Annotated in this window: 8 protein-coding genes; 4 read left to right on the plus strand and 4 right to left on the minus strand. The window is 71.7% G+C overall.

Features of this window, described 5'->3' with window-relative positions:
• Positions 1-53 precede the first annotated feature (53 nt).
• The 4 genes from FNX44_RS21215 (at position 54) to FNX44_RS21230 (ending at position 4,423) form a co-directional block, all read left to right on the plus strand.
• A complete protein-coding gene (locus FNX44_RS21215; RefSeq protein WP_143650225.1) occupies positions 54-1,397 on the plus strand; it encodes a sugar ABC transporter substrate-binding protein in 1,344 nt (447 codons plus the stop codon).
• Positions 1,398-1,554: 157 nt separating this feature from the next.
• Positions 1,555-2,544 (plus strand): carbohydrate ABC transporter permease, encoded by a 990-nt coding sequence (locus tag FNX44_RS21220; protein ID WP_143650226.1) that lies wholly within the window; start codon positions 1,555-1,557, stop codon positions 2,542-2,544.
• Positions 2,545-2,553: 9 nt separating this feature from the next.
• The gene (locus FNX44_RS21225; RefSeq protein ID WP_143650228.1) at positions 2,554-3,396 is read left to right on the plus strand and encodes a carbohydrate ABC transporter permease; all 843 of its coding nucleotides are present in this window, start codon (positions 2,554-2,556) and stop codon (positions 3,394-3,396) included.
• Between the two features lie 40 nt (positions 3,397-3,436).
• A complete protein-coding gene (locus FNX44_RS21230) occupies positions 3,437-4,423 on the plus strand; it encodes a carbohydrate kinase family protein (protein WP_143650229.1) in 987 nt (328 codons plus the stop codon).
• 36 nt (positions 4,424-4,459) lie between these two features.
• Here the strand turns inward: FNX44_RS21230 and FNX44_RS28610 are convergent, their stop codons facing one another.
• Genes FNX44_RS28610 through FNX44_RS21250 form a run of 4 tightly spaced genes read right to left on the minus strand, consistent with a single transcriptional unit; the run spans position 4,460 to position 7,359 of the window.
• A complete protein-coding gene (locus FNX44_RS28610) occupies positions 4,460-4,648 on the minus strand; it encodes a PIN domain-containing protein (protein ID WP_143650231.1) in 189 nt (62 codons plus the stop codon).
• A 49-nt stretch (positions 4,649-4,697) separates the two neighbouring features.
• Complete coding sequence (locus FNX44_RS21240; protein WP_143650236.1) at positions 4,698-5,345, minus strand: HAD family hydrolase; 648 nt, start codon at positions 5,343-5,345, stop codon at positions 4,698-4,700.
• Positions 5,346-5,380: 35 nt separating this feature from the next.
• Entirely contained in the window at positions 5,381-6,481 is a 1,101-nt protein-coding gene (locus FNX44_RS21245; RefSeq protein WP_143650232.1) for an ABC transporter ATP-binding protein, read from the minus strand.
• The gene (locus FNX44_RS21250; RefSeq protein ID WP_143650234.1) at positions 6,478-7,359 is read right to left on the minus strand and encodes an ABC transporter permease; all 882 of its coding nucleotides are present in this window, start codon (positions 7,357-7,359) and stop codon (positions 6,478-6,480) included. The genes FNX44_RS21245 and FNX44_RS21250 overlap by 4 nt, the downstream gene beginning before the upstream one ends.
• Positions 7,360-7,369: the final 10 nt, after the last annotated feature.

A 7,369-nucleotide genomic window follows, 5' to 3' on the forward strand; every position in this document is an offset into this window, starting at 1 on the left:
ACCCCCCGCCTCGCAGTACCCCGCATCCCCCGAGCCGCACGGAGGCACCACCCATGACCGCACGAAGCAGAAAGCCGCGCCGCACGGCGCTCACCGGCCTGGCCCTCGTTCTCCCCCTGGTCGCCGTGGCCGCCTGCGAGGGAGCCGGCGGCGCGGACGTGTCCGCCGAGGAGGGCAGCGGGAAGGGCACCATCAGCGTCTGGGCGCACCAGGGCCAGGAGAGCGAGACCGTCGCGCTCCAGAGCGCGGTGGAGTCGTTCAACGAGTCGCAGAGCGACATCAAGGTCAAACTGAAGCTGATACCCGAGCAGGACTACACGAAGACCATCACGGCCACCAGTGCCTCCGAACTGCCGGACGTGCTGGAGTTCGACGGTCCGACCATGGCGAACTTCGTCTACAACAAGAAGCTCGCCCCGCTCGACGACTTCGTCTCCGCCGGGACGCTCGACAACGCGACGGACGCCGCCAAGGCGCAGGGCGCGATCGACGGCAGTCACTACGGCCTGGGCATGTTCGACTCCGGGCTCGGCGTGTACGGCAACAGGAAGCTTCTCGACGCGGCCGGCGTCACGTACCCCAAGGGTCTCGACGACGCCTGGAGCGCGAAGGAGTTCACCGCCGCGCTCAGGGCGCTGAAGGCCGAGGACTCCAACGGCAAGGCGCTCGACATCTCCGAGCAGTACGGGCTGGCCACCGAGTGGGGCACCTACGGCTTCGCCCCCGTCGTCTGGTCGGCGGGTGGTTCCCTGCTCAGGGACGGCAAGGCGGCGGACGCGCTCGACGCGCCCGAAGTGGTGTCCGCGATGAAGACCGTCCAGTCGTGGAAGACGTACGTCGACGCCAACACGGACGGCAACGCGTTCGCCAAGGGGCGGGTCGCCCTCAGCTGGGTCGGGCACTGGGCGTACCCGGCCTACAGCAAGGCCCTGGGCGAGGACCTCGTCGTCCTGCCGCTGCCCGACTTCGGCAACGGGCCCAAGACCGGCCAGGGTTCGTGGGCCTGGGGCATCGGCGCGAACAGCGGGAACGGGAAGGCGGCCGGCGCCTTCCTCGACTACCTGCTCAACGACGCCAACGTCACCGCGATGACCAAGGCCAACGGCGCGGTGCCGGCGACGAAGTCCGCGCTGGCCAAGAGCGAGCTGTACCGCGAGGGCGGCCCCCTCCGGCTCTTCGCCGACCAGCTCGCCAAGCCCTGCGGCGACAGCGACATCACGTCCTCCTGCGTCGCCACCACCCGGCCGATCACCGCTGGATACCCCACAGTCACGGCGAAGTTCAGCGAGGCTCTGAACTCGATCTACGGCGGCGCCGACGCCAAGGAGGCCCTCTCCAGGGCCGCCCGGGCCATCGACCGCGACTTCTCCGACAACGGCGGCTACCCGATCCCGTAGCACCGGCCCCCGCTTCGGGCCGGCCTCCGCTTCGGGCCGGCCTCGGCTCGGACCGGCCCCGCTTCGGACCGGTCCCGCTTCCTCTCAGGACCCGAACGGCCGGGCGGGCACACGGCGACCGTGCCAGTGCCCGCCCGGCCAGGAACAGGACCCTCCAGTGAAAACCCTGGAACCCGCGCACAGCGCGCCCCCGCGCCGGGAGAAGGCGCCGCCCGCGACCCCCGAGAAGCGGTCGAAGGCCACGCGGAGGAACCGCGACCGGTGGCACGGACTGCTGATGTCCGCGCCGGGCGTCGGTGGCCTCATCGCCTTCGTCGGCATCCCGTTCTGCTACGCCGTCGTGCTCTCCTTCTACAACGTCCGGCTCGGCTCGCCCGCGGAGCCGTCGTTCTTCGGACTGGAGCACTACCGGCGGCTGTTCACCGACCCCGACCTGTCAGGACCCTTCCTGCGGGCCCTGCTGAACAACCTCACCTTCGCCGCGGTGGTCGTACCGGTGCAGACCGGTCTCGCGCTGGCACTGGCCATCCTGCTCAACCGCAAGCTGAAGGCGATCGGCCTCTTCCGGTCCTTCTTCTTCATGCCGGTGGTCTTCCCGATGGCGCTGGTCGCGGTGATCTGGCGGCTGATCCTCGCGCGCGGTGAGGAAGGCATGCTCAACTCGGCGCTGAACGCCGTGAGTTTCGGCAACTGGGGGGCGTTCGACTGGCTCGGCGACGCGACGACGGCGATGGCATCGATCATCGTGCTGTCCATCTGGCAGGGCGTCGGCTTCCAGATGGTCATCCTGCTGGCCGGTCTCCAGCAGATACCCGGCGAGCTGTACGAGGCCGCGAGGCTCGACCGGGCCTCGCGCTGGCAGCAGTTCCGGCACGTCACGCTGCCCGGCATCCGCGGCACGCTCGTCTTCGTCGCGCTGCTCACCTCGGTGCTGTCGTTCCGCGTCTTCGACCAGGTGTACATCCTCGTCCGCGGCGGCGGCCTGGACGAGGACGCCACCCGCACCGTGATGTACCAGGCCGTCACCACGGCCTTCGACCAGAACAACATCGGGCAGGCGTCGGCCGTCACGGTGGTGTTCTTCCTGATCGTGGTCGCCCTGACGATCATCCAGCGCCGCGTCGTCCGGCCCGACAACGAGGACTGAGCCCACACCATGGCCATGACCCGCACAACGGTACGCCGCGCCGCCGACTACACGGTGCTGAGCGTGCTGGCACTGCTCTTCGCCCTCCCCGCGCTGTACCTCTTCCTCGGCAGCCTCAAGCCGTCGGACGAGGTCCTGAGCGGACTCTCCGGCTTCCTGCCGACCAACCTCTCCTTCGACAACTACGCGGCCGTCTTCAGCAGCCTCAACTCCGAGAGCACCGGCTACTTCTGGCAGTTCATGGGCGTCTCGGTCCTCGTGGCGTTCGTGGTCGTGACGGGCGGGCTGATCGTCAACTCGATGGCCGCCTACGGGCTCACCCGGCTGAAGTGGCGCGGCCAGGGAACCCTGTTCACGGTGGTCGTGCTGCTGATGCTGATCCCCTTCGAATCGGTCGCGGTGCCGCTGTTCTACATGTTCAACGGGCAGCGCAACACGGTGTACGTCCTGGCCCTGCCGTTCATCGCCAACGCCTTCGCGATCTACCAGTTCCACACGTTCTTCCGGAAGATCCCGCCGAGCATCGAGGAGGCCGCGCGTCTGGACGGCGCCGGACCCTGGCGCACCTTCTTCGCGATCATCGTGCCGATGTCGAAGCCGGTGTTCGCCTCGGTCGCCATCCTCACCTTCCTCATCCAGTGGGGCTCGTTCCTGTGGCCGGTGCTGATGATCTCCGACCCGTCGGTACGCCCACTCCCGCTGGAGCTGAGCGTCTTCCAGGGCCAACAGCCCCCGGACTGGGGCCAGATCCTCGCCTTCGGCGTACTGATGGTCCTGCCCGTCCTCATCGTCTTCGCCCTCTTCCAGCGGTGGTTCGTCCAGGGTGTGGCGAGCGCCGCCGTCAAGGGCTGAACGCCGACGTCCCACCGCGCCGCAGAAAGGCAGCATCTCCATGAGTCCCCAACCGGCCGGTCACACGGTCACCGTCCTCGGCGAGTGCGTCGCAGACGTCTTCACCGGGCCCGCGACGGAAGCGGGTCCGAGCGCCGGACCGGACGCCCTCGTCCTGCGGGCGCTGCCCGGCGGCGGCCCGGCCAACACCGCCGTCGCGCTCGCACGCCTCGGTACACCCACCCGGTTCGCCGGGCGCCTCTCCCGCGACGTCTTCGGCGAACTCTTCCGCGGCCGCCTCGCCCGGTCCGGCGTCGACCTGAGCGCCTGCGTGACCGCCGCCGAGGCCAGCACCCTCGCCCTCGCGGACGTCCGGGAGGGCGGCCAGGCCGCGTACTCCTTCCACGCGGAGGGCACCGCCGACTGGCAGTGGTCGGACCGCGAACTGGCAGCGGCGTCCCTCGGCGCCGGTATGTGCCTGCACACCGGCTCACTCGCGCTCGTCCGCGAACCGGGCGGCACCCGCGTCGAGGAACACCTCGCCGCCGCCCGCCCGCACACCACGATCTCCCTCGACCCCAACGTCCGACCGCTGCTGGTGGAACCCGCCGTCTACCGCGAGCGGCTGCACCGCTGGTGCGAACTGGCCGACATCCTCCGCCTCAGCGAGGAGGACCTGGCCCACCTGCTCCCCGACGCGACCCCCGAGGAGGCCTGCGACACCCTCCACACCGCCGGGGCGCACCTCGTCGTCCTCACCCTCGGCGAGCGCGGCGCCCTGCTCTCCCTCGACGGCGTGCGCACCACGGTCCCCGGCCACCCCACGCACGTGGTCGACACCGTCGGCGCCGGCGACTCCTTCACCGCCGGCCTCCTGCACCACCTCGCCACGCTAGGCCGCCTCGGCGGCCGCCTGGACGCGCTCACCCTCGACGAGGCCGTCGACGCCGCCACCTACGCGACCAAGATCGCCGCCCACACCTGCCGGACCCCCGGCGCCAACCCACCCTGGTCCCACGACCTGTCATCCACAGGTAGCGCCTCCTGAGCCGGGTCGGGGGCGAATCGTGCCCTCCCGGCTCGGTCAGTCGGCTGACCCGGGCGGCACGACCCACAGGTGTGGCTGCCCTGTGATCGTGGCTGTCTGCTCGTAGTCCTCGTCGTAGTGCAGCACGGTCACCCCATGCCGCTCTGCGGTGGCGGCGATGAGAAGATCCGCCATGGAGAGCGCTCGGTGGTTTCCCCTGCGGATCGCTGCGGTCTGAACCTCCACAGCCCGGTCCCAGACGTCGTCCGGTCCGTGACGGTGATCAGCCGCGCCATCAGCGTCGGGCTTGCGGGGTCGAAACGGCGCGGGTGAGGCAAGCGCGGAGGGTTGCCGGTGTGACGTCGGCGAGGGTGGGGGCGAAGGTGCGGTGGGGGGTGCTGCGGACGGGGAGGAGCGAGGGGACCACCAGGAGCGCGCAGCCGGCGGCCTCCGCCGAGGCGGCGCCGTCGGGGGAGTCCTCGACGGCCACGCAGCGGCCGGTGGGGACGCCGAAGCGGTCGGCCGCCGCCTGGTACGGGTCCGGGTGCGGCTTGGTGCGCGCGGTGTCGTCCGCCGACAGGGTGAAGGCGAACGGCACGTGCGCCAGCGAGCCGCCGACCACCGCGTCGACCACCACCCGTGGCGACGCGCTGACCAGTGCGAACGGAACGCCCTCGGCGGCGAGTTCGGCCAGCAGGCGGTCGGCGCCCGGCCGCAGCGGGGCGCCGGCGGCGACCCGCTGGAAGAAGTCGTCGGTCAGGCGCCGCGCCAGCGCCTTCCGCTCGGCGCTGGTGACGCGCGCCAGGTGCGCGGCGGTGTCGTCGACCGCGCGGCCGACGACCTCGGGGGCGTCGGCCGCGCCGAGTTCGTGGCCGTGCGCGGCGGCGACCTCCGCCGTCGCGTCCCACCACAGCGTCTCGGTGTCGACGAGCGTGCCGTCCATGTCGAAGAGGACGGCCGCGAGCCGGTCGTCGGCGCTCACGCGTCGGCTCCGGCGGCGACTACGAGGACCGGGCGGTGGGCGAGCGCGACGGTGGCGCGGGCGCCGGGGGTGAGGTTGCCGGCGTCGCGGGACGGGACGTCGGCCTTGACGTCCGTACCGTCGGCGAGGGTGAGACGGACCCGGGTGACCGGGCCGAGGAAGGAGGCCGACACCACCGTCGCGGTGCCGTCGTCGGCCGCCTCCACGCCGACGTTCTCCGGGCGGACCAGCACGGCCACCTCAGGACCGGCCGGGGCCGTGCCGTCGACGGGCAGCCGGTCGCCGCACACCTCCACGACTCCGCCGTCGGAGAGCCGCCCCGGCAGGCGGTTCATCGCGCCGACGAACTCCGCGACGAACGGTGTCGCCGGGCGCTCGTACAACTCCGCTGGTGGCGCGCACTGTTCGAGCTTCCCGGCGTTGAGGACGGCGACGCGGTCGGCCATCGACAGCGCCTCCTCCTGGTCGTGTGTGACGAACACCGTGGTGATGCCGAGGGAGAGTTGGAGGCGGCGGATCTCCTCGCGCAGGCTGAGCCGCACCTTGGCGTCGAGCGCGGACAGCGGCTCGTCGAGCAGCAGGACGCGGGGTCGCAGCGCCAGTGCGCGGGCCAGGGCGACACGCTGCTGCTGGCCGCCGGAGAGCTGGTGCGGGTAGCGGTCGCCGTGCTCCGGCAGGCCGACCAGCGTCAGCAACTCCTCGGCGCGTTCGCGGCGTTCGGCGGCCGCGACCTTGCGGATACGCATGCCGAAGGCGACGTTGTCGCGTGCGCTGAGGTTCGGGAAGAGGCTGTAGGACTGGAACACCATCCCGGCGTCACGCCGGTTGGCCGGGACGCGGGTGATGTCCTGGCCGTCGACGAGGACTTCGCCGGAGTCCGGCTGCTCGAAGCCGGCCACGACCCGCAGCGCGGTGGTCTTGCCGCAGCCGGACGGGCCGAGGAGCGCGAGGAGTTCGCCGGGCTCGACGGTCAGGTCGAGGCCGTCGAGGGCGACCGTGGAGCCGAAGGCGCGGCGGAGCGAGCGGAACTCGACCCGGGCGCCGCCGGTGCGCTCGCCGCCGGGCGGCAGGAGGGGGGTGGTTGTCGGTGCGGTCATGAACGGGGCTCCTTGCCCGGATTGCGCGGCGCGGCGGGCGCGCCCGTGGAGGCGGTGCCGGCCCGGGAGAGGACCAGCAGCAACGCCCAGGTGATCAGCAGACTGAGGATGGAGACGGCCACCGACATCCGGGCGTGCGCGCCGGAGATCGTGACGATCCACACGGCGAACGGCTCGAAGCCCAGCAGCGAGGCGATGGTGAACTCGCCGAGGACCAGTGCCAGCGTGAGGAACGCGGCGCCGGCCAGCGCGGAGCGCAGGTTCGGCAGCAGCACCCGCCACACGACGTGCGGCCAACTCGCGCCGCAGTTGCGGGCGGCCTCCACCAGCGTCGGCACGTCCAGGGCGCGCAGCCCCGCGTCGAGCGAGCGGTAGACGAACGGCAGTGCCAGCACCGCGTAGGCGAGCACCAGGACGACGGGGAAGTCCTCGTCCTGGACGGCCAGGAAGGTCTGGTAGAGCGGGGTGTGGGCGAGGTGGTCCGGGCCCCAGCGCAGGACCGTGCTGATGCCGGTGACCAGCGCGATCGGCGGTACGACCAGCGGCAGCATGCACATCACCTCGACCACCGGTCGCAGCCGGGGCGAGCCCAGCCGGACGGCGATCAGCGCAGGGACGGCCAGCGTCAGCGACAGCACGATGGTGGCGGCGGCCAGGCCGAGCGAGAGCAGCAGGCTGCGCACGAAGCCGTCGGCACTCAGCAGCGCGGTGTAGGCGTCGAACGACACGCCCTGGCCGGGCGTGTGGACGGTGAAGACGAACGACGCGGCCAGCGGCGTGAGGAAGTACAGACCGGCGACGGCCAGCACGACCCGGCGCCAGGCTCCGGTACGCCGCCGGCGTCCGCCGCGCGGGCCGGATGCGGGCGGGGTGTCCACCTGTCTCTTA

This window comes from Streptomyces alkaliterrae (assembly GCF_007097205.2).
Lineage (GTDB): Bacteria > Actinomycetota > Actinomycetes > Streptomycetales > Streptomycetaceae > Streptomyces > Streptomyces alkaliterrae.

Excerpts from the sequence above, each read along its gene's own strand:
- FNX44_RS21215 (WP_143650225.1), top strand. The coding sequence starts at position 54 with ATGACCGCACGAAGCAGAAAGCCGCGCCGCACGGCGCTCACCGGCCTG.
- FNX44_RS21225 (WP_143650228.1), top strand. The coding sequence starts at position 2,554 with ATGGCCATGACCCGCACAACGGTACGCCGCGCCGCCGACTACACGGTG.
- FNX44_RS21230 (WP_143650229.1), top strand. The coding sequence starts at position 3,437 with ATGAGTCCCCAACCGGCCGGTCACACGGTCACCGTCCTCGGCGAGTGC.
- FNX44_RS21240 (WP_143650236.1), bottom strand. The coding sequence starts at position 5,345 with ATGGACGGCACGCTCGTCGACACCGAGACGCTGTGGTGGGACGCGACG.
- FNX44_RS21245 (WP_143650232.1), bottom strand. The coding sequence starts at position 6,481 with ATGACCGCACCGACAACCACCCCCCTCCTGCCGCCCGGCGGCGAGCGC.